The 19,674-nt window shown below is 44.0% G+C and carries 21 protein-coding genes; 4 read left to right on the top strand and 17 right to left on the bottom strand.

The genetic code is table 11. The annotated features are described in order from the left end of the window. Positions 1-134 precede the first annotated feature (134 nt). From ACFQ88_RS26445 to ACFQ88_RS26425, 5 genes are all read right to left on the bottom strand, one after another. Positions 135-1,040, bottom strand: coding sequence for an AraC family transcriptional regulator (locus ACFQ88_RS26445; protein ID WP_379458755.1), 906 nt, complete (start codon positions 1,038-1,040; stop codon positions 135-137). Positions 1,041-1,215: 175 nt separating this feature from the next. Next, positions 1,216-1,818, bottom strand: coding sequence for a nucleotidyltransferase domain-containing protein (locus ACFQ88_RS26440; RefSeq protein WP_379458753.1), 603 nt, complete (start codon positions 1,816-1,818; stop codon positions 1,216-1,218). 283 nt (positions 1,819-2,101) lie between these two features. Then, entirely contained in the window at positions 2,102-2,440 is a 339-nt protein-coding gene (locus ACFQ88_RS26435; RefSeq protein WP_379458751.1) for an antibiotic biosynthesis monooxygenase family protein, read from the bottom strand. A 111-nt stretch (positions 2,441-2,551) separates the two neighbouring features. Next, positions 2,552-2,713 carry a hypothetical protein gene (locus tag ACFQ88_RS26430; RefSeq protein ID WP_239628694.1) on the bottom strand — a complete coding sequence of 54 codons (162 nt, stop codon included), beginning with the start codon at positions 2,711-2,713 and terminating at the stop codon, positions 2,552-2,554. A 54-nt stretch (positions 2,714-2,767) separates the two neighbouring features. Continuing rightward, positions 2,768-4,174: an MFS transporter gene (locus ACFQ88_RS26425; protein ID WP_379458748.1), complete on the bottom strand. Its 1,407-nt coding sequence runs from the start codon at positions 4,172-4,174 to the stop codon at positions 2,768-2,770. A gap of 192 nt (positions 4,175-4,366) precedes the next feature. Here ACFQ88_RS26425 and ACFQ88_RS26420 point away from each other — a divergent pair, with 192 nt between their 5' ends. After that, a complete protein-coding gene (locus ACFQ88_RS26420) occupies positions 4,367-5,335 on the top strand; it encodes an AraC family transcriptional regulator N-terminal domain-containing protein (RefSeq protein ID WP_379458746.1) in 969 nt (322 codons plus the stop codon). Between the two features lie 292 nt (positions 5,336-5,627). On the opposite strand, the gene ACFQ88_RS26415 is transcribed toward ACFQ88_RS26420, so the two are convergent. Continuing rightward, positions 5,628-6,320, bottom strand: coding sequence for an aspartate/glutamate racemase family protein (locus ACFQ88_RS26415; RefSeq protein ID WP_379458744.1), 693 nt, complete (start codon positions 6,318-6,320; stop codon positions 5,628-5,630). 593 nt (positions 6,321-6,913) lie between these two features. Here ACFQ88_RS26415 and ACFQ88_RS26410 point away from each other — a divergent pair. Continuing rightward, positions 6,914-7,786 carry an aminoglycoside phosphotransferase family protein gene (locus ACFQ88_RS26410; RefSeq protein ID WP_379458742.1) on the top strand — a complete coding sequence of 291 codons (873 nt, stop codon included), beginning with the start codon at positions 6,914-6,916 and terminating at the stop codon, positions 7,784-7,786. Between the two features lie 295 nt (positions 7,787-8,081). Here the strand turns inward: ACFQ88_RS26410 and ACFQ88_RS26405 are convergent, their stop codons facing one another. The 5 genes from ACFQ88_RS26405 to ACFQ88_RS26385 form a co-directional block, all read right to left on the bottom strand. Then, on the bottom strand, positions 8,082-8,951 hold the full coding sequence (locus ACFQ88_RS26405) for a YitT family protein (RefSeq protein ID WP_239628705.1): 870 nt from the start codon (positions 8,949-8,951) through the stop codon (positions 8,082-8,084). A 229-nt stretch (positions 8,952-9,180) separates the two neighbouring features. Then, entirely contained in the window at positions 9,181-10,095 is a 915-nt protein-coding gene (locus tag ACFQ88_RS26400) for a DMT family transporter (protein ID WP_379458739.1), read from the bottom strand. A 231-nt stretch (positions 10,096-10,326) separates the two neighbouring features. Continuing rightward, entirely contained in the window at positions 10,327-11,304 is a 978-nt protein-coding gene (locus ACFQ88_RS26395; protein WP_379458737.1) for a hypothetical protein, read from the bottom strand. A gap of 181 nt (positions 11,305-11,485) precedes the next feature. Continuing rightward, positions 11,486-13,174: a pectate lyase family protein gene (locus ACFQ88_RS26390; RefSeq protein WP_379458703.1), complete on the bottom strand. Its 1,689-nt coding sequence runs from the start codon at positions 13,172-13,174 to the stop codon at positions 11,486-11,488. Positions 13,175-13,832: 658 nt separating this feature from the next. Beyond that, on the bottom strand, positions 13,833-14,189 hold the full coding sequence (locus ACFQ88_RS26385) for a VOC family protein (protein WP_379458701.1): 357 nt from the start codon (positions 14,187-14,189) through the stop codon (positions 13,833-13,835). A gap of 160 nt (positions 14,190-14,349) precedes the next feature. Between ACFQ88_RS26385 and ACFQ88_RS26380 the strand changes: the two genes are divergently transcribed. After that, positions 14,350-14,790 carry a hypothetical protein gene (locus tag ACFQ88_RS26380; protein ID WP_239628718.1) on the top strand — a complete coding sequence of 147 codons (441 nt, stop codon included), beginning with the start codon at positions 14,350-14,352 and terminating at the stop codon, positions 14,788-14,790. A gap of 167 nt (positions 14,791-14,957) precedes the next feature. Here ACFQ88_RS26380 and ACFQ88_RS26375 read toward each other — a convergent pair whose 3' ends face one another. The 3 genes from ACFQ88_RS26375 to ACFQ88_RS26365 form a co-directional block, all read right to left on the bottom strand. Next, positions 14,958-15,467, bottom strand: a complete 510-nt coding sequence (locus ACFQ88_RS26375; protein ID WP_379458698.1) for a GNAT family N-acetyltransferase — start codon at positions 15,465-15,467, stop codon at positions 14,958-14,960. 188 nt (positions 15,468-15,655) lie between these two features. After that, positions 15,656-16,105, bottom strand: coding sequence for a hypothetical protein (locus ACFQ88_RS26370; protein ID WP_379458696.1), 450 nt, complete (start codon positions 16,103-16,105; stop codon positions 15,656-15,658). Between the two features lie 56 nt (positions 16,106-16,161). Beyond that, on the bottom strand, positions 16,162-16,620 hold the full coding sequence (locus tag ACFQ88_RS26365; protein ID WP_379458694.1) for a GNAT family N-acetyltransferase: 459 nt from the start codon (positions 16,618-16,620) through the stop codon (positions 16,162-16,164). 191 nt (positions 16,621-16,811) lie between these two features. Between ACFQ88_RS26365 and ACFQ88_RS26360 the strand changes: the two genes are divergently transcribed. After that, positions 16,812-17,963 carry a hypothetical protein gene (locus ACFQ88_RS26360; protein WP_379458692.1) on the top strand — a complete coding sequence of 384 codons (1,152 nt, stop codon included), beginning with the start codon at positions 16,812-16,814 and terminating at the stop codon, positions 17,961-17,963. Between the two features lie 114 nt (positions 17,964-18,077). Here ACFQ88_RS26360 and ACFQ88_RS26355 read toward each other — a convergent pair whose 3' ends face one another. From ACFQ88_RS26355 to ACFQ88_RS26345, 3 genes are all read right to left on the bottom strand, one after another. Next, positions 18,078-18,431 (bottom strand): nucleotidyltransferase domain-containing protein, encoded by a 354-nt coding sequence (locus tag ACFQ88_RS26355; RefSeq protein WP_379458690.1) that lies wholly within the window; start codon positions 18,429-18,431, stop codon positions 18,078-18,080. Positions 18,432-18,568: 137 nt separating this feature from the next. Beyond that, on the bottom strand, positions 18,569-18,769 hold the full coding sequence (locus ACFQ88_RS26350) for a YciI family protein (protein ID WP_379458869.1): 201 nt from the start codon (positions 18,767-18,769) through the stop codon (positions 18,569-18,571). After that, positions 18,736-19,623 (bottom strand): LysR family transcriptional regulator, encoded by an 888-nt coding sequence (locus ACFQ88_RS26345; protein WP_379458688.1) that lies wholly within the window; start codon positions 19,621-19,623, stop codon positions 18,736-18,738. The genes ACFQ88_RS26350 and ACFQ88_RS26345 overlap by 34 nt, the downstream gene beginning before the upstream one ends. Between the last annotated feature and the right edge of the window lie 51 nt (positions 19,624-19,674).

Here is a 19,674-nt window from a genome sequence, read left to right as displayed (position 1 = left end):
ACCAATGTACAATACAGAAGTGCAGCGCATCTTGGCTAATTTGCCAAAAAAACAGGACGATACGCCATCCCAAGCGGCCACCTCTCCCAAAGAGGCAGCACCGGGCGCGAGGACAAATTGACTTCGCCAGCCGATTAGCCGCCGTCTTCTCCCTCTACTTTAGCCGCCCTGCGAAATTGCCCAGGCGTAACGCCTACCAGCTGCTTGAACACTTTGTTGAAAAAGCTTAGATCGTCGAAGCCGACCTGTCCGGCGATCTGTAAGGTGCCGGCGTCTGAGGCAAGCAGCAGCTTTTTCGCCATGGCGATGCGCGCTTCGTTGCGGTATTCGATGAATGTTTTGCCGATATGCTGCTTGAATTTGGCGGTGAACGACGACTGGCTCATGCCGCACAATCTGCTGACCTGTTCGAGCGATAGCGGGCGGGCATGATGCGTTTCGATGAATTCAGCCATCCGCTTCATCACTTCCCGCTCGGGAGCGAGCGCCGTCATCGGACGGTGCAGCGACCTATCGTAGCAGCGGCTCAGGAAAACGAACAACTCGATCAACCGCGTTTTGACGAGAAGCCGATAGCCCGGTTTTTTTAATGTGTACTCGGAAAGGATACGATCCAGCAAATGCTTCATTTCCAGCTGATCGTGCGGCTCCACATTCAGGCGCGACTGAAAACGGACCGACTGCCGCAGAAACGGCTCCACATAAAAGAAATCAACGAACGAATCCACCGTAGATAACATCTGCAGCTCATTCGATATAATCGACGGCGCGAACAGCACATTGTATACCGTCAGATTTGGATCCTTCCCGCCTTTGTAGGAATGCTCGGCGTCCGGCTCAATGACGAACACGTCACCCTCGCAGATCCGGTACGAATCACCGCGGTAGTCGTGCCTGCCCGACCCTTCCGCTACATAGACGAGCTCGACGAATTCATGGGAGTGCGGCTCCACCATCTCCTCTGCTCGGAATGCATACTGAGCGATATGGAACGGAAAGTCGGCGCTTTCGAAATACCGGGAATTGCTGATCCTTGTCAACACGGAGCCCCCCAATGCCACGTATTCATTTCATCGATAATTTTTTTTCGCGGAAGCGAGAGCGAGTTAAAAAACAAACAGCCTATGTCCGGCAATACGTTATTCGGATCAAGGCTGCTTTATTTATATCGAGCGTTACGGAAATCCCGCTGCTGAGATGGCCCTCCCAGGCTATTTACAAAAAATCGACCCAGTCATGACCTTCCGGAAACTGCCGGTTTAAAGATGATTTCAGCCATGCTTTTTCTTGATGCAGAAGCGACGGCAGCATTGTTTGGAAATCAATATAATCTTTCTCCCTTACTTTCGAACTTCCTGCTTTATGGAGAAGCTGAATTTCGGGTCTCAAATAAGGAATGCCCTCTACCGTTTTCAATATCATTTCAGCCATTGGCTTTCTAATTGATTTATCCCTCTTATAGATCCAATAATCATCTTCGGTATCTATGATCATAAGTTGATAAGCCCAAGGCGACTCATCGTTCTTAGTAACCCACACATCATGGGTCGAGTTCAAATACTCTCCATTTTCCCAAAGACTAAGCTTGCCATCCTCAGCTCTGTACAGCATCCAATCGCGATTTAAATATTGATAAGCTATCAATTGTTCTTCACGAGTAATAATAATATCAATATCACTATGCTCCCTGGTTTGTTTACGCAGATGCAAGTCTAAAGCCCAGCCCCCGGCAATACACCATCGGATTGGAATGTCAGAAAATAGTTTATGTATTTCCGAAACCGTTAGCGGCATCCAATTACTTATATCCGTCCTCAAACCTTTCCCTCCAATCCCGTTTCATAACCGAATCCATTGAATACAATTAGACTTTTTACCGGCCGGTATGAAATAACATACAAGAATTATCCTCTAAAGTATAGACTGATAATGGAGAGTAAATTATAATATCATTATTAAGAAGCCACGATGATGCAGCTTCTATTTAGTTAAACCCAATAAAAGAAACAGACACCACTCGATGTCTGTTTCTTTTTTGGCGTATTCCAATAATTCGCCTCACTCGTGATCCAATGACTCTGTTTATAGGCTGTTCTGCAGCTTAAGCCTGCCCAACCTGAGTCTGTTCATAGGTTTGGACGACCTTATACATACCCGGTTCAAAGCTAGCTATCTTCAGTGCCTCTTGAAAATACGGCAGCGGCTTCGGATCATCTCGCATCGCCTGATAATCCTCCATGCTTCTCCATTGCGCATACATGGTTACTTTCGTTCCATCTATACTCTTATGAAGACTGCAGGATATAAATCCCGGCGCATATTTAACCGAAACGTCCGTTGCACTGGTCAACAGTTCAACTAGACGCTGCTGATTTTCCGGAGCCACGGTGAAGACGTTAATGAAAGTAAGAACATCGCTATTCATAGCAATTTGAGTCATAACATGATCTCCTTATCGTAGGTTACTATAACATCCTAAGTAATGCTTCACCCTAATTTATCATGAACTTCGTATCAAGATTCTATCCCATCCTTCAAACGTACCTCTCTCTTATTGATCGTTAAATTCGTCATACCTACGTGTTACATTCGGGTCCATCTCTTTCGCCTCAAAGTCGGTCGAGACGCTGAGCTTCTCCCATCGCTTCGTTTCCGCCAGTTTGCCTGCATCCACAGCATTGGCAATCGCAACGGCATCACTGCCGAGCAGCAAGCGCAGCGGCGGGTTCTCCTTTCCCGAAGAGGTATGACACCAGCTCTCTGTCCGTCAAGAGTTTGAAATAACTTGTTTTCCAGCAGGCTGGCGTGTTGGAAGTAGGCATAGAAGCGTCGCAACAAGGGCAGATATAATAAATACGACGGATCCCAATATGGAGTTCGATACCGCATGGGCGAATTGCATTGTTGAAGATGGATCCGAACGCATAGTTACATTAAACACAGTTATAAGAACAGCCAAACCTAACGAGGAACCGCTTTGATGCGCGACATTAATTAGACCCGAAGCTGCTCCTGTATCTCGAGGATCTACATCTGAGAGCCCTAACGCTGTGAGCGGTTGGAACACCATTCCACCGCCAATACCCATGATGGCCAGCAGAATGAACATATGCGGGAAGAACGGAGCTTGCACGGAGGCAAGGCGGCTCAACCAGAGTGTACCAATGATTGCGAGTAACATCCCGGTCACCAGGACTTTCATATTTCCATAACGGTGCACCAATCTATGCATCAGGAACATCATCCCAAACTGGGCGCCTGTAAATGGCAGGAAAGCTAAACCTGCTTCAAATGAGCTGAAGCCGAGGACATTTTGCAGATATTGAGGGACAAAGAAAAAGAGTGAAAAATTTCCGCACACCATGAGGAACCTTCCAAGATAAGCTCCGGACCTCTGGCGGCTTGCAAACAATCGGAGTGGGATGATCGGCTCGGCCGCTCGAGCTTCAATCAGTACGAATGCTGTTAACGAAACCATCCCAAGTGCAAGCGGAATCCATGTTTCCGGTTTCCCCCATCCATAATCCGCGGCTTGAACAAAGCCGAATACTAACGCAGTCATGCCGACTACGGAGGTCAACGCACCCCAAAGATCAAAACGTCCGTTCCTCGTTGCTGATTGCTGTATAAACCTTTGAACTAAATACAGCAATACAATCCCGATAGGCACATTAATAAACATACCGAGGCGCCAAGAAATAAAATCGGTGAAGAATCCGCCAAGAATGAGACCGATGCTGCCGCCTGCAGCTGAAACCGCACTGTACATAGCGATCGCTCTAGAACGTTCCTTGGCCTCCACAAAGCTCGCTGACAGCAATGCAAGCGCAGCAGGTGTCGCCAATGCAGCTGCAAAGCCTTGGAATGCACGGGAAACAAGCAAAAACTCGGCTGTTGGCGCCAAACCGGCTAGCAGAGAGGTAAACGAAAATAGTCCAATACCGGCAGCAAGCATTTTTCTGCGCCCCAAGAGATCCCCTGCCCGTGCACCAAGCAGCAAGAAACCTCCAAAAGCCAAAATATAGCTGTTTTGGACCCAAGTCAAGCTGGTTGTCGACATTTGAAGTGAACGGCCAATTTCAGGTATAGCCGTTACCATAATGGAGGCGTCAAGCACAACGATAAGTTGACAAGCGATGATAATGGTTAATATGATCCATTTTGACTGATGCATACACATGCTCCTTTCCTTGTTTAAAGATAATATCCCTGAAAAATATTATGGATGGAATCGGCAGAAGGAAGTAGAGCGTTCCTGCTTAAAAATTGCCTAATACTGCAATCCGTTAGTTATTACATGTGTTCTGTATTGCAATCTATTTCATTGCTTATATAATTTTAGAGAAGGATGGGAGGTGGCGAATCCATGCCAGAGCAACACCTTGATAACCGAATTAACAATGGACTGAGTGTTTCTATTCATAAGAAAGCGCTGGATCAGCTAATTGCCATGACGGATCGAATTCCTCTGGCAGATGGGCGGACGCCAACCATAGTTCCGTTTCTATCCATTATTAAACACAGTCGCGATATACCTCGAAGTATCGGTGTCTTGACTCCATCCTTTTGTCTGATTCTGCAAGGGACAAAGAAGCTTTACCTTGGCCAAGATATCTTTCAATACTCAGAGGGGGATTATTTGGCATCGCTGATCGATATGCCCGCTTCCGCCCAAGTGACCGGAGCTACGAAAGAATTGCCATATTTGGGGTTGCGCATTGATTTTACGACGCAAGAAATCGCTTCTGTGGCCATGGAGGCGGAAATTAACACAGAGCCTAGAGAGAACGATCTGAGTGCAGGAGCCTTCATCGGTAAATCGGATGCCGGGCTGCTGGATCTATTTTTCCGGTTACTGAAGCTAGTCGATAAGCCAAAAGAAGCTCGATTTCTGTCCGAGTTGATCAAGAAGGAAATGATTTTTAACTTACTTTCAGGTGGTTATGGACACTTGTTTTTCCAAAGGGTTCTTTTTGATCAAAGATCGGATGGAGTCGGTATGGCGATCCAGTGGATTAAAGAAAATTACACACGTTCTTTTACTGTGGAGGAACTCGCCAAATCCTGCAACATGAGTACTTCCGGGCTGCATCATAAATTCAAAGCGATCACAACAATGGGGCCTTTGCAGTACCAGAAGCAGCTTCGCCTTCAAGAAGCCAGGCGTTTGATGATGAGTGGTCCTATAGGGGCAACGACGGCCGCGCTGACAGTAGGCTATGAAAGCCCGTCACAATTCAACCGGGAATATCGAAGGCTTTTTGGTCTGCCTCCTCTGCAGGATATTAAAGCCATGCGAAAATCTTCTTATACTTGGGGATTCGAAGAAAGTTAACGAAGGCGGTCAGAGGGTCATTTTCATATTAAGCAAAAATAACGGAGCTGCGCTTATTAGCGAGCTCCGTTTTGGGCATATTTGTAGGACATCTTTCCATAGGAACCATGATACAGTCCGGAACGGCTGGAGATCCGGATGTCATTGCTGATGTTTGGTATAACATGTATGAACAAAAGGACCGCTTTGAAGAAATCTTCCCTCCAGGCCTTGATCCATCGAAAATTTCCATTTAATAAAAGCGAAGGGACAACTATTGAAATGATGGTTGTCTTCTTCGCTATAATTCCATCTAGTTCAGAGCGAAGTCAACAGCACTTACCGCATGGAGTCTTGTAGTATCATATACGGGTATGACGCAATCGTCTTGCGAGATGAGTAGAGTTATTTCCGTACATCCCAGAATAACGGCTTCCGCTCCTTGCTGTATAAGATCATTAATGATCTTTAAGTACATTTGCTTAGACTCCTCATTTATAATCCCCAGACAAAGTTCTTGATAGATGATGTCATGCACAACCGAGCGATCTACTTCATTTGGCACAATAACCTCAAGTCCAAACTTTTCACTGAGTCTGCCCTTGTAAAAATCTTGTTCCATCGTAAAGGCAGTTCCCAGTAAGGCAACCTTCTGGATGCCGTCTTTAACAATTTCATTTGCCGTAGAGTCAGCAATATGAATTAATGGAATGGACACCGCTTCTTCTACTTCATGTGCCATTTTGTGCATGGTATTAGTGCAGATGACGATTAAGTCTGCTCCGCTCTTTTCAAGCTTTTGTGCTGACTCAATCATAATTTTTGTAGCCTCAGCCCAGTTTCCCTGATGCTGTAGAGTCTTAATTTCATGAAAATCTACCGAATACATCAGACTTTTAGCAGAATGATGTCCACCTAGTCGTTTTTTTACATGCTGATTAATTATTTGATAATAGAGAAGAGATGACTCCCAGCTCATTCCACCAATAAGACCTATAGTTTTCATTATTAAGCACCTCATGAATTGGTAACTTCATTTTCTCACATGTAGATTATGGATTCAATAAATCGAGAATATTGTATCCAGCGAGATTACCGCATCTGCGCTACGACCAGCGTTTACCTCAAACATTACTCTAGCTTCTACTCCTCTTGCTTATTTCGAGAAGGCCCTTAACCAAAAAGGATATGCTTATAGCCCAGACTATCCCTATCGACGCAAATGCCAAAGAATTATATGCAGAGCTAGTGAACGCTCTCGTTTCCAGTATTCTAGTTAAAAAGAACGCGCACATCGTGAAAAGCAGCAAATGGCTAAGAATCCACCCGTATCCATGCTTTTTGTATTTAACACAGAAGCTAATTAACATTCCAAATACAGGGAGCATTACAACAAGTAAACCCACCCGCAACAATTGGGGAACTTCCTCTTCTAAGAGCATAATTGATCAATCTCCTTCCACTAGAGTTCAACAGCTTACTTATACCCATTCTCTCCCTTGAATCCCTCCGGAACCAACACTTATAGTTATTGTAATGATGCATCAGGTGGATGTTCCAGAAAAACGGATGGACAAATACAGAGGAAGCGGTGAGAACATGATTGAAATTACCACCGAATTAGTACGTCGATTAATCAATAGCCAATTTCCCCAGTGGAAGGATTTATCGGTAAGGCCAGTAGAAAAAAGCGGACATGATAATCGCACTTTTCGGCTAGGTAACGAGCTGACTGTTCGTCTGCCAAGTCATGAACGCTACGCTTCAGCTGTTGAAAAAGAGTTGACCTGGCTGCCTGTATTCAAGCCCTTCCTATCCTTGCCGATTCCAGCTCCTATTGCCAAAGGTGAGCCTACGGATGAATATCCCCTTCCATGGTCGGTCAACAGATGGATTGACGGCGATACCGTCAAGCGTTCCAATATTCGTGATCAAAACGAATTTGCCGAAGATCTCGCCGGATTTTTGCTAGAGCTGGAAGCAATCGATGCAAGCCGGGGCGTTCCCGCGGGTACGCAAAATTTTCATCGCGGAGGAAACCTTGCCGTTTACGACAATGATACAAGATCCGTTATCGAGACGCTTCAATACGATCAGCAGCTTTTAACGGAAATATGGGAGCTCTCCCTTGCGACAACATACCAATCAGCCCCGCTATGGCTGCACGGCGACGTAGCGGTAGGCAATCTTCTCGTGAAAGAAGGAAAACTGTGCGGCGTCATCGATTTCGGAACTATGGGTGTAGGAGACCCTTCGAGCGACCTTGTGATGGCTTGGAACTTTTTTGACGACGTCAGCCGCAGCATATTCCTCACCCGCATGAATTTTGATGAGGCCACCGTCCATCGTGCACGCGGATGGGCATTGTGGAAAGCACTCATCACCTTCGCTTGGAATGAGCAAGGCTCGGAAGCCTCGAATTGGGGCAAGGATGTGATTGACGTAATTATCCGAGACTATAAAAAGCATTAACTAGAATAGCGGACGCTCACTATCTTACCGTCAGCTCAACGAACGTATTGTATCTTCATAAGCATCTCTGGCGTCCGTCTTCCCTTTTTCCGAATGGGTTATTCCAACTCTATTCCACTTTGTTAAATTATCCCATAATCTTTGCATTTCGTTCAAGCGAGCAAGTAAAATCATGGTTTTACTGATGTGTGCAATTAGCCCTTCTAGAGTAACAAAAAAGCAGCCAATCTTAAGGATCGGCTGCCGTTCTGTCTTTAGCAGGTTTGCTGCACATTCACGTTTATTACCTTGCTTGCTAGTGGATATCGTGTTTCTTAAAGTTTCCGCCCTTCACTTCGGCAACGTCATATACCATAACAAAAGCACTCGAGTCAATTTCATAAATGATCTCTTTCATTTTGCTTTCTTCCAGCCGGTTAATGACGCAAGTAATTTCTTTGAACTGCTCGTGTGAATATGCGCCTTGCACGAGATTATATGTAGCACTGCGGCCTAAGCGGTCGCGTATCGTCTCCACCAGTTCTTCTGGATGCTTGCTAATAATTTTGAACGTTTTGGCGCCGCTTAAACCTTCTTCTACGATATGTATCACTTTGGAGGCAATATAATAAGCGATAGCTGACATAATAGCCCCTTGAAGACCGAATACGGTCGAAACGACAATAAATACGAACGTATTTAAAAATAAGATCAGATCGCTAGTACCGAAGGGCAATTTTCGGGAAAGCAATACGGCTAACATATCGATACCATCCAGCGCCCCGCCATTTCGAAGTGCCAAACCCATACCAAAACCGATAATAATACCGCCGACAACAGTCACCAGCAGCGTATCGCCTTTGATGATGGGCGAAATGTGATGTAACACTGAAGTACCAGCTGCTAGCGAAACTATACCTATCACGGAATAAATTGCAAAGCTTTTTCCAATCTGCTTATATCCTAAAAATATAAACGGAATATTAAGAATCGCAATTAACAATCCGAGAGGCACTCCGGTAAGCTCGAATCCAACGATGCTTAACCCCGTTACCCCGCCGTCGGATACGCTGTTCGGAATTAAAACCGCCTCAAGTCCATAGGCTGTGATGAATCCCCCAATGATTACGGCTAGTGCCCGTAAACTTTTCTTTAACATGGGGGATTGTTTGTGCTCTGTCTTCATTCTTTGACCTCGTTTCGTTATTTAGTCCAGCCTGATTATTTTACCCAATAAACAAACCTGGATTAATTTTACCTGAAATCGAAAAAAATATCACTTCCTGTCGAATGCCTGTTTAACATAAAAACGGCACCCGACCGTTTAGCGGCTGCCGTCCTGGTTTTATTAGAGTATCCATTTCATTCCTTCTAGAGCAGTGATCTGATTGCCGGCTCGCGGCTGCCGTTGGCCATTAGGCGCCCTTGACGCCCAATCCCGCTTTCGGCTCTCGCGGCAGCCGCCGCTTCATGTTCGTGATCGCAACGCCGGCCAAAATCAGTACCCCGCCGCCGATCTGCGCAGGCAGGATCGGGTCGCCCAGCACAAAATGGCTGACAACGATGGCAATGAACGGCGGAATGTTCATGAACATCGCGCTCATGGATGCCCCGGCGACCGCGATGCCCTGGTTCCACCAAAAGCCCGCCAGCCCTTGGCCGATGACGGCGACGCAAACGAGCAGCACCCATGTGAACACCCTATGGCTGGCGTGCAGGTCGCCGTTCAGCGCTTCTACCGCGACGGCCGGTGACATGAGGATCGTGCCAATCACCGTAGAGTAGATTGTCACCTCGTACGAAGTCATTACCGTCGTCAGCTTGCGGATGAACAGCAGGCTGACCGACATGCCGAGCATCGCGACAAGCAAATACACGTCGCCGTGGGAGATGCCCAGCTGTTTGCCCCCGAGCAAGACGATGCAAACGACACCGATTAGAGCCACGATGGCCCCGGTCAGCTTTTGCCCGGTGATGACCTCCTTCAAGAACATACGCGACAGCAGCGTTGTCGCTATCGGGGCCAGCGCGATAATCAGCGCCGCATTCCCTGCCGTAGACTCCTGCAAGCCGGTAAAATAAAACAGCTGATTAATCAGCGTACCCGTGATGCCGGCCATAAGCAGCAAGCCCCACTCGTGTTTTTTCGGCCATCGCATCGATTTATTGATGATCGCCAATGAAAGGAGGAACAGCGACATGACAACCAAGCGGGCAAAGGAAAGAAATATCGGCGAGAAATCGCGCAGCATGTATGCGCTCGCCACGTAGTTGCCTCCCCAGAGCAGGGAGACGCCCCATAATTTAAGCAGTACCGTACGATTTGGCATGAAATTGTAATCTCCTTGACAGATAATCGCGACGGCCGCCACGCCCGCCGCTTCAGCGCGTCCGCACGCAGTAACCTACCATCGTGTGAGATTATAACATAATAGTGGACATCTGTTACCGTATTTTTCTCAGTTTATTAAAACTTAAAATCAGGGAAAATCAGAAACGAGAGACTCCACACTGTAGTCATGTATAATATGTTGAATCCCTTTTTTATGTCAAACGAAGACTTAATTGCCCAGTTCCTGTATCAACCTTTGGTACACGGAAAATGCCGGTTTTGGTGTATAATCGTCCCTCATCATGCCGAACTGATGAAACAAATCCGGCTTCGAGCTATCTGCATCTCGCAAACCGAAAAACACATAGTGGGTAATGTGGAGCTCTTCGCGTAACTGATAAACCGTACGGATCACCTTGTCGAGAACAGCCGATTGATGATCATACGTTCTTTCCTCATTAGTAAAAGGATTCTGTCCAGTAGGCCATCCGTTCTCGGTCACCCGGATTGGAACTGAGGCGGGTATCCCAGCCTCAACCAGATGGTTTTGCCTCAAATCTCGAAGTATTCGTTCCACAGAAGCAGGGATGTCGCTTAAGACAAGCGGCTCCTCGAATACGTCCACATAGAAGTTATGGCCGACGAAATCGAGAGAGTTTACAAACCTGCTGCCTCCAATCTCAGCAAGTCCTGCCCAGAAACGGGGAACCGACACGGGACTTTCAGGCACGGACCCGAACCCGATTTTCATCTGAAGACCGCATTTCAGGACTTCCTCTTTGGCTGCGATCACCCCCTCTACCAAGGCTTGACGCGTGTAAGGCTTCGAACCTTCCATAAACGACAAATTCGGTTCGTTTGTAATTTGAAGAGAAGTCATGTGGGGGCCGTATTCCCTCACGATTTTGCGGATAAACGCCAGCCATTCATCCATTACGATATCTGCCGTCTGAAGCCACCCAATAGCAAGATCACCTAACAATCCGGAATGAAGAAGCCGTTCAACAAATGAGATTAGGCCAGGCTCTGAATCAGGCTTCGTATAAACAAGGTAGTTTCGCGGGACTAACCTATTCGAGTCTCCTCGAAGTAGTTGAAGCGCCTTCCCGATCTTGTCGTAGTCATCTTTCGGACCGACTGCCAAACCGGTTGGGGTACCGGCAACACTTAGAGGGTAAATCCCGAAAGTTAACCCTGATGTAGTCATTTGTTCACCGCTCCTTTTCCACAGCTTACCTGTATGTATACACACTTATTTATTATTATACCCGTGTATTCCTGGTTAATCTTAAGGAGGGAAGCATAAGTTTGGAACCGCTGCGGTGTTGAGCATAAGAAAAAGGACTGCCTAAGCAGCCCTAGCAAGGAGAATTCTTCATATCAGATCGTCAATTTTCTACTTCAACAGCTGAATGTGCATTCATATAGTTTGTTTTTAACCAGTCAGCAGTACTAAATTTAACTTTTTTTGATATTCCGGCGTATTTTGCTACTGTTGGTACAACGCTGTTTAGCGGGACGGTTTTATACGCATAAGGCAATTGCTCATCGTAATCATAGGTGAAAGTAAACGGTATGCTTGGCGGGTTCGATTTACTCATATTTTCTACCCCGACGATATGTGAAGACCAAGCCCATTTTCCGATTGTTGATTTGTCATACCAAGTGATTCCTTTGGTAAACAGGTTATCACCATTATTATCCCAGCTGCTTCCTATATAAGATCCGCTTTTATTTGATACTTTTGAATTTACAATTAAACTATGGTTAAGCGCATCTTTAAATAGCTCATTAAATGGCGCGCTCATATTTCCTGTATCGTCACCCTGACGTTCTGCACCTATCAGTGGTTCATTAAAAGCATTATACACATTGGTATCTGCTGCTATCGAAGCGCCGTTTCTTGAATTCACTCCGCGTGCTAATGTATCTCCGCCATATTTTGAGATAGCGTATACATTATCCAATACACTCTGATGCGACGAATTATCAAAATAGTTATTAAATATATGGCCGGTTCCTTGACGAATCATCGGCAAACGCTGTCCAACATTCGTATAACGATTGTACGCCATGGTCAATCGGAGTCTTTGATTCCCGTCTTTGACCTCGACACCGGCAGGACTAACATAATTCGTATAATCCTTATCGCCGGAGCCTACCAAATGAACTTTAGAGTGATAGGCTGCATATGCCATAATCTGTTTTTTGGTAGCGCCCTCGTTACGCATTTTATAGTAAACGCTTGTTGACGGGGCCAATGCACCTGCAGCATATTGCTGCTCCATATATTCGATGGACTGGTAGATGGAACTGCTCTCATCTGGATTCTCCGTTGCTTCTAATCCGAATTCATTCCAAGAAAGCGTTACATTGGATGCACCGTTTTCCATATCAATCATTCCATCTGCCGCTATGGAAAACTTGCAATGGTCAATCCATACATTGTTAGCTCCATTCACCTTGATAAATGACCAACCGACCTCTTTATGCTTTCCAGAGTCGTCCCATTGCCACATTTCATCAAATCTGAGATTTCTAATAACAATATCGTTAGCTGAACCCTGCAGTTTTATTTCCGCATGCTTAATGGTCTTGCCTGTCTTGGAGAAGATGGTTAACCCATCTACATTTGAAATGTTTAATTTAGATACGCCGGAAGCGATTAGCAGTGGATTCGTGAATCCGTTCGATGGTTTCGGATAATTGGTAACGAAGCTGTACTTTGATCTTTCTGTCGAGTCTAGAGCCAACTCAGTCCATCCTAAGTTAATATTGTCCGTAACTTCAATTACTTTAACAGTACCATTACTCGCGTCCAGGACTGCTTGTAAAAACTCTCTTCCATTACTAACAGTACGATAATACGATGTTCCCACATAGCTGCTTCTATCGTTTACTCCCAAAGAAGCATAGCCGGTCACGGATAAAAAGCTGGAGTCATAGCGTTTTTCAACTTTTGTCGTATTTGGTATGGAAGTAATCACTGCAGCCTCTGCTTTACTGCTTGTGACAATATAAGATGAAGTTACCAATAAACTTCCTATCACCAAACTACTTAAGACTTTTTTCATCATAATAAACCCCCTCTTTCAAATAGTTACTACACCCACGCAAATCGGCCATTGTCATTTCCGCTTCCTCCTCCTCCTCATATAAAGCGCTTCCATATTTTCGAAAATTGTCCGTCAAGGTGAATCGATTCATCGGTGTTATTTACATCAATAAGAAAAAGGTAATGATTACTGGGATTATAGCATGGGGTATGGTGTGAATCTATGGGGGGAAACGCTCATCCTGTTTCTCCTAAATTAACTCTCTGAAAATCTGTCTTAGTGTCTACATCAACTTCAAATCTTGCACAGTAAACTGTCAGCACAAATATCGTTTACATTACACGGACCGATTGTATCATCAAAAAAAATGGGATGTATAATAAACACAATGAGACCTAAGCAAATCAGACAAGCGGTATATGTTAAATCTATTTATATCTCACTCACATTCCAAATTAGTGTAAAAGTGATAATCATTCCATGCTGCTATTTGTGCCAGGCAAATACATGTTTAAAAACTAAATATGGTTGTACGCATATCAAAAAGGAGCTGAGCTCATGTCAGCTCCACCAGTACCCATTAGCGTAACGGATGGTCTTTACCTGTATGCGGAATAATCGGGTAATGAAATATCTCGATCTCCTTGTCAATTAATCCTTTTCGTTGCTCGGAACGCCTCTAACATTTACAAATCATCAACATGTTCCCATCGGGATCTTTAAAATTGAACCAATGACCATGCTCAATATCAGTAACAAGTTCAACTTTAAGGTCCTTCAAGAATTGGTATGCTTTATGTATATCGTTCGTATTAAAATGGAAGGCAGGATGTCTAAAGTATGAATCCTCATCGTATATTTTGCTGTCTAACACTAGATTTAGTCCATTATTATCCAAAGGTATACAACAAAGATGGCCTGCAATAATTTCAAACGTAGGTTCTAGTCCTAGAATGGAGCAATACCATTCCCTTGCTTCTTTAATATCACGGACTGGGATAAAAACGGCTCCTACTTTACTTAATATAATACTCATGCTTCTCACACTCCCTAATTAATCTAAGTACAAGGATTTAAGATTATTTTATCACGGAATGGAAAAATAAGGTTTATATTTATTAAGCTATAGTGTACTGTTATTGGGGAAACCTGTAAGCCTCGGATCATTTTACTCTGCAAAGGAAGAACTTATTGAAATGACTGACTCAAGATTTAGAGATCAAGGTGAAAGAATTTATGATTTTATATTCAACCATAATATTCTCATTGAGTGCCCTCATTGCATGAAATGTGCCAAAGGATTAAGGAGAATAGATGGGAAATTTGGTTATATCATGCAATGCAAACATTGTGGAGTTCTGACTAGTCCTACAGTTGGTACATGGGGAAACGGAACATTTATGGGCTTGAATCTGTGGTTGAGGACTAATTGCTGCGGGAAATTGCTTTGGGCATATAATAAAGAGCATTTAGACTTTATGGATAGATATATCACTGCTTCTTTACGTGAAGTACTTCCGAATATGAATCAAAGTTTGGCAAGCAGGCTTCCTATTTGGATCAAGAGCGGAAAGAATCGTGAAGAACTTAAAAAAGGAATCGCAAAAATTAGGAGCAAGCTTGAGATATGTAATTAAAAGCACGATAAAACACTCCATTGTCGCTAATTGGTAATAATCACAAATAGGGCAAAGAAGTATCATTATCTGAATCAAATTCCATTTTAAAAGACTATACTTTTACAAATAATATCGCCGTATTTTTTTTGTGTTCCCCTTAATGGAACAGGTCCCGTCCTCGCATGTCATGGAATCGGAATTTCTTTTTCCATAATATAATCATCCATTACGAATCCATTCCCGATATCCGCAATTTGCTCCCGTACGGTCCGGAAGCCTTTTTTCTCATACACCGCAATACTGGGTTCGTTATGTCTATTAACCGTAAGCCAAATATGGCTTAAGTTTCGTTCCTTGCAAAGATGCTCAAGAAATGCAAACGCTTGACTGGCGTAGCCTTGCCCCCGGTGCTCCTTGCCTATATAAAACTTGCTTAGAAATAGCTTCTGCTCTTCTTGTCTGACCGATATATATCCAATCGGGGAGGCACCTTCGTGATGGATTAAGTAATATTCATACCCTTGATGATGAATCTGATCCGCAATCGCTGAAACCGATTGATATTTACCAATCATGTAATCGATCTGCTCCATTGTAATAAGGGATACATAGTATTCTCGCCATATTTCCGCCGCTAGACGAGCAACCTCTGCAATTTGTTCGGCTGTATTCACGAGTGTAAGCATAAGTTTCATGACATGTGCCTGCCTTTCCCAGATCTCTTGTCTTACCTTCCACTACAATATCATAAAATTCAGCAGCGAGTGAGTGATTTCAATTATCGAATCCTAATGTTTATCGCACCTCACGAGCAGCGTGAATCGGCCATTCCGCAGACGTATCAAAGCACCAGAGCTTCCCATAACCCTTTTATTGAAATGTCTTAAACCACATCAAACTCTACAGGCCATATTACAGTACCTGGAAAGAGAGTGCCTGCCTCCACGCCATCACAATAAGATGTGATCACTGGATTAGAGCTTAATACTTTAATCATACTAGCTTTCCCAACATTTACTTCTGACTTATAAGGTAGTGTAACAAATTCCTTGATGCTGCTCGAATAAGGGGATAAAGGTAAAAGCAGCTCGGAATCATCTGGTCTCATTTTTGCCTTCATATAACTGCAGATGGCGACTACTGCTTCAGGACTATTAGCAAGAAAACTATCAATCTTTCGGGGATTGTTGAGATCGTATCGAACGTATCCGCATAAATTTCCATCTACGCAAATAGCGGATGTTTGCATCCCTCTTCCATAACTTATCCAGTCTATTAATGTGCTGCCTGGTGAAAAAGCCAAATTACTATCACCAAACCATTTCTCCCACATAAAGGTTAGCTCTTCAATATCTGATCTCCTAATCCTTCGTTCAGTAATGGAACGGTCTAATTTGGGTATATCGTTACATGAATTTGTATATGAGAGCTCCCGAACATTTTAGTTTTGTAACCAAAGCGAGGGTAATATGTGGAATGACCGAGAAGTAATGAGAAATGATATCCCTTATGAGTTGACCGTTTATGGCCTTCTTCAATAAGCATTGATCCAATTCCAAGCTTTTGGAATTTTGGGCGTACTGCAATAGGTCCAAGAATGACTGCATCCAATGTTTCGCCTTTAACAAGGACTTTTTGCGGTGTAAAAAGAGCATGACCAATAATATTTCCATTATGTTCTGCTATTATTGACAGCTCAGGATCGAAAGTCATCCGATTTCTTAAGGCACTAACCAAGGATACTTCGCCCATACCGTAACCGTATGAAAAGGCAATCGCATTTACTGCTGCAATTGCATGGTAATCACCAGGTTGTTCTGATCGAATCGTTACATTTACCAGTTCCATTTCTCCTCCTTATTTTTGCACCTTCCTATTCATAATGACAAATCTGACGAATCAGTTCATGGTAAAAAACGGTTCTTTATTAAATTATCCCGCTCGTTAACTTCATTTTCCTTTTTTAATAAATTTAGTGATTTATACCGATAAAATATGATATATTTCCATAAAAATAATTTTAGTTATGGGGGATTTCGTTGATTGATCGAGATTATTATCTTTCACTATGTATCGATGCACAAAAAAACCTTGAATATTACAAAACAGAAGCGGAACGGAAGGTAATCAAATGGGAATATACAAGCGGCAAAAGATACGACATAACTCCATTCTGGTTTGAAAGAAATCAAGAGCCGGTTGCTAAGGTCAGAAAACAAGAAACTTCCTCAAAATATGGTTTAGATGAAAGCGGAAATGTATGGGTGGCGGCATTCGATTCTTCTACCGATATTATCGGATACCGTTCTCAAGATGAACAAGGTATCATAAACCGACTATATCGAAGCGATGGCCGCCTCGACTCTATCCAACACATGACTATCATCAATGGTCTTCCAACCCATTATGTCGAATTTATTGTAAGAATGGGGAGCACTCTGGATACCGTTTGGCATTATGAAGAACATTACAAATATGAGGATCGGATGCTGAATCATATTTCTCGGGAATATTGGTCAAACTTAGGACCGCGCGGAAGGCAGTATCAAGTCCAGTACAATTACGAGTTCCATATTTCTTATGATGAAGACGGGTCACTATCACAAATACATGACAACCATCAAAAAATTATATATGTTCGTATGAGCAAACAGAAAGTTATTGCCCTGAGAGAAGAAGTAAAAACCGGATTAGTCGAGGATGCGAAAGACGTATTTCAAGAGATTCATAGAAAGACGGGGAGTGAACGTCTATGTTTCGTAGCGATTTACCTTCATCAATCTTCTAGTTACATTTATGACCCTGTATATCACCCTGGACTCGAACGAATTCGAACAGAGCAGTTGGAACAAAAGCTCACTCCAGATATCCTTTGGAGCTCAGGGGAGCATCCGAGTGATTATCAGGAATCTATTCAAAACGAGGAACTGGGACGGAAACTTGAGCGCCTCGTACAATACTGGCAGATGAAAAACAACTGGTGGAAAGAAGGGAAACGGCTCTGGTATGATGTAGTACAAGAGTTAAATCTTCAAGATTGGAGCGGTATTCTTCCTATTACCGACGATTTTGTGATCTACGTTGACGAAGAGGCGCTGAATGTAAAAAAAGGCGATCTGGCCAAAAGCATCCCTTCTAATAAAGTCGATGTACTTTACGCAAAAGGCTTGCTCTCTACGATTAAAAAATAGTTCGGCACCGAAAAATCTGGTTACAACCAACACATGTGATCCAATTCATACTATCTAATGAGAAAGGCAGCCAAACTTGGCTGCCTTCATCGTTGAGCTATCCTGCTCGTGAGTTCATTGATCCTTCAAATGTTCTTTGATAATATTAGCCTTTTCTTCTCTACCAAGCTTTCGATATGCTTCGGCTTCATATTCTAGTGATAGAACCGGAAGGACAATATTATCCACGCTGATATAGCGTATTATTTCGTTAAGGATAGGTGCCAGTTCCCATTCCCCATCAACTAATTTCTGAATATCCCCTATAACTTCAACAGATACTCCATTAATATTCAATTCTCCAAAATAGGAGCGTATATTGTTAGTGGTTGAAAAAGTAACCTCTCTCTTTAGGTGCTCTTTGAACAAGGATTGAATTTCAAACGCCCCGTTCTTGTCTGTTTGGATACTATATCTGCTGGCTCGCACTTCAACCCTTGCAGAGCAAAACTTGTACTTCCTGTCAAAGCCCAATGAATATTTGCAATTGATAATCTGCTATCTAACAATTTCAATATTTCTATAAAGCAGGGCTTAATCAAGTGCCCTCCCCCTCTCAACTTAAATCAAGAATTACTTACAACTGGCTGCCACGGATACACGGTTGGTATTAATAACAGATTCACTACTGTGGGGTCTTTACTAATGATTGTTTTAAGTTCAGCCTCATCGTCAGTATCAATAATGATCATACCTCCTGTATGATTTGAAAAAGGCCCTCCGGATAATAGCCTTAACCCCCCCGTTCGGGTAACGCCCGGAAATATTCTACAACGACCTCACGAAATTCCAGCGCAGCCCGCGAAATGTACCGGCTCTTGTGCCATTGCAAAGCAATCTCCCGAACCAATTCGTCATTCTCTACTTGCAGACATCGGATATGCTCCCGTGAATGCCTCGCCGTGCTCGGGATGAAGGCGATGCCAATTTCGGCTTCCACTAGAGTTGTTATCCTTGCAGGTTCATCCCCCTCATACACATATTTAGGGGCAAAGCCAACCGAATGGCATACGGAGTCGACTAAATCGCGAGTGCCGTAGCCTTTCTTCACGCCGACAAACCATTCATCCCTTAGCTCGTCCAAGGATACGCTGCTTCGGTCTGCCAGCCGGTGCGTCTTGGGAACGGCTACAAGGATAGGATCGACGAAGACGATTTGACATTCAATGTCATCCCCTTCTATAGGAGGTGAGGCCAAGCAGTAATCGACCTCTCCTCTATGAAGATGCGCGATCATTTCCTTCGTAGTCAGCATTTGTACATGAAAATGGATATAAGGCTGCTTTTTCCGAAATTCCCGAAGGATATGGGGCAGCGTGCTTGCCGTATTGACCGCCAGCTCCAATGTGCCGTGATCAGGGCTGGATAAATCGCTAAGCTCCTGCTTCCCCTGCTCTAACTCAAACAAAGCCCTTTCTGCACGGCGCAGGAACCGGCTTCCGAATTCATTCAATCGCAGCCTTCTCCCTACCCTATCGAATAGAGGGACCCCTAGATCCTCCTCCAAGCGTTGAATTGTTTTACTTAATGACGACTGAGTAACGTGCAAGCTTCGTGCTGCTTCGGTCACATGCTCCAATCGGGCTACCGTTAAGAAATATTGCAGTTGAAGAAGTTCCATATGCCTCCACCATTCATTCCTTCTAGTCAATGAAATTATAGCATGAAATGC

The sequence above is a fragment of the Paenibacillus sp. NPDC056579 genome (genome assembly GCF_042793215.1).
Classification (GTDB): Bacteria; Bacillota; Bacilli; order Paenibacillales; family NBRC-103111; genus Paenibacillus_S.
Note: the sequence above shows the minus strand (reverse complement) of the source record. Positions and strands in the feature narration are given on the sequence as shown.

What these genes read in the sequence shown, in the direction of transcription:
- ACFQ88_RS26390 (WP_379458703.1), bottom strand. Translation starts at nt 13,174, where the DNA reads ATGATGAAAAAAGTCTTAAGTAGTTTGGTGATAGGAAGTTTATTGGTA.
- ACFQ88_RS26410 (WP_379458742.1), top strand. Translation starts at nt 6,914, where the DNA reads ATGATTGAAATTACCACCGAATTAGTACGTCGATTAATCAATAGCCAA.
- ACFQ88_RS26380 (WP_239628718.1), top strand. Translation starts at nt 14,350, where the DNA reads ATGACTGACTCAAGATTTAGAGATCAAGGTGAAAGAATTTATGATTTT.
- ACFQ88_RS26405 (WP_239628705.1), bottom strand. Translation starts at nt 8,951, where the DNA reads ATGAAGACAGAGCACAAACAATCCCCCATGTTAAAGAAAAGTTTACGG.
- ACFQ88_RS26385 (WP_379458701.1), bottom strand. Translation starts at nt 14,189, where the DNA reads ATGAGTATTATATTAAGTAAAGTAGGAGCCGTTTTTATCCCAGTCCGT.
- ACFQ88_RS26375 (WP_379458698.1), bottom strand. Translation starts at nt 15,467, where the DNA reads ATGAAACTTATGCTTACACTCGTGAATACAGCCGAACAAATTGCAGAG.
- ACFQ88_RS26425 (WP_379458748.1), bottom strand. Translation starts at nt 4,174, where the DNA reads ATGCATCAGTCAAAATGGATCATATTAACCATTATCATCGCTTGTCAA.
- ACFQ88_RS26395 (WP_379458737.1), bottom strand. Translation starts at nt 11,304, where the DNA reads ATGACTACATCAGGGTTAACTTTCGGGATTTACCCTCTAAGTGTTGCC.
- ACFQ88_RS26400 (WP_379458739.1), bottom strand. Translation starts at nt 10,095, where the DNA reads ATGCCAAATCGTACGGTACTGCTTAAATTATGGGGCGTCTCCCTGCTC.
- ACFQ88_RS26415 (WP_379458744.1), bottom strand. Translation starts at nt 6,320, where the DNA reads ATGAAAACTATAGGTCTTATTGGTGGAATGAGCTGGGAGTCATCTCTT.
- ACFQ88_RS26345 (WP_379458688.1), bottom strand. Translation starts at nt 19,623, where the DNA reads ATGGAACTTCTTCAACTGCAATATTTCTTAACGGTAGCCCGATTGGAG.
- ACFQ88_RS26370 (WP_379458696.1), bottom strand. Translation starts at nt 16,105, where the DNA reads ATGTGGGAGAAATGGTTTGGTGATAGTAATTTGGCTTTTTCACCAGGC.
- ACFQ88_RS26365 (WP_379458694.1), bottom strand. Translation starts at nt 16,620, where the DNA reads ATGGAACTGGTAAATGTAACGATTCGATCAGAACAACCTGGTGATTAC.
- ACFQ88_RS26420 (WP_379458746.1), top strand. Translation starts at nt 4,367, where the DNA reads ATGCCAGAGCAACACCTTGATAACCGAATTAACAATGGACTGAGTGTT.
- ACFQ88_RS26435 (WP_379458751.1), bottom strand. Translation starts at nt 2,440, where the DNA reads ATGACTCAAATTGCTATGAATAGCGATGTTCTTACTTTCATTAACGTC.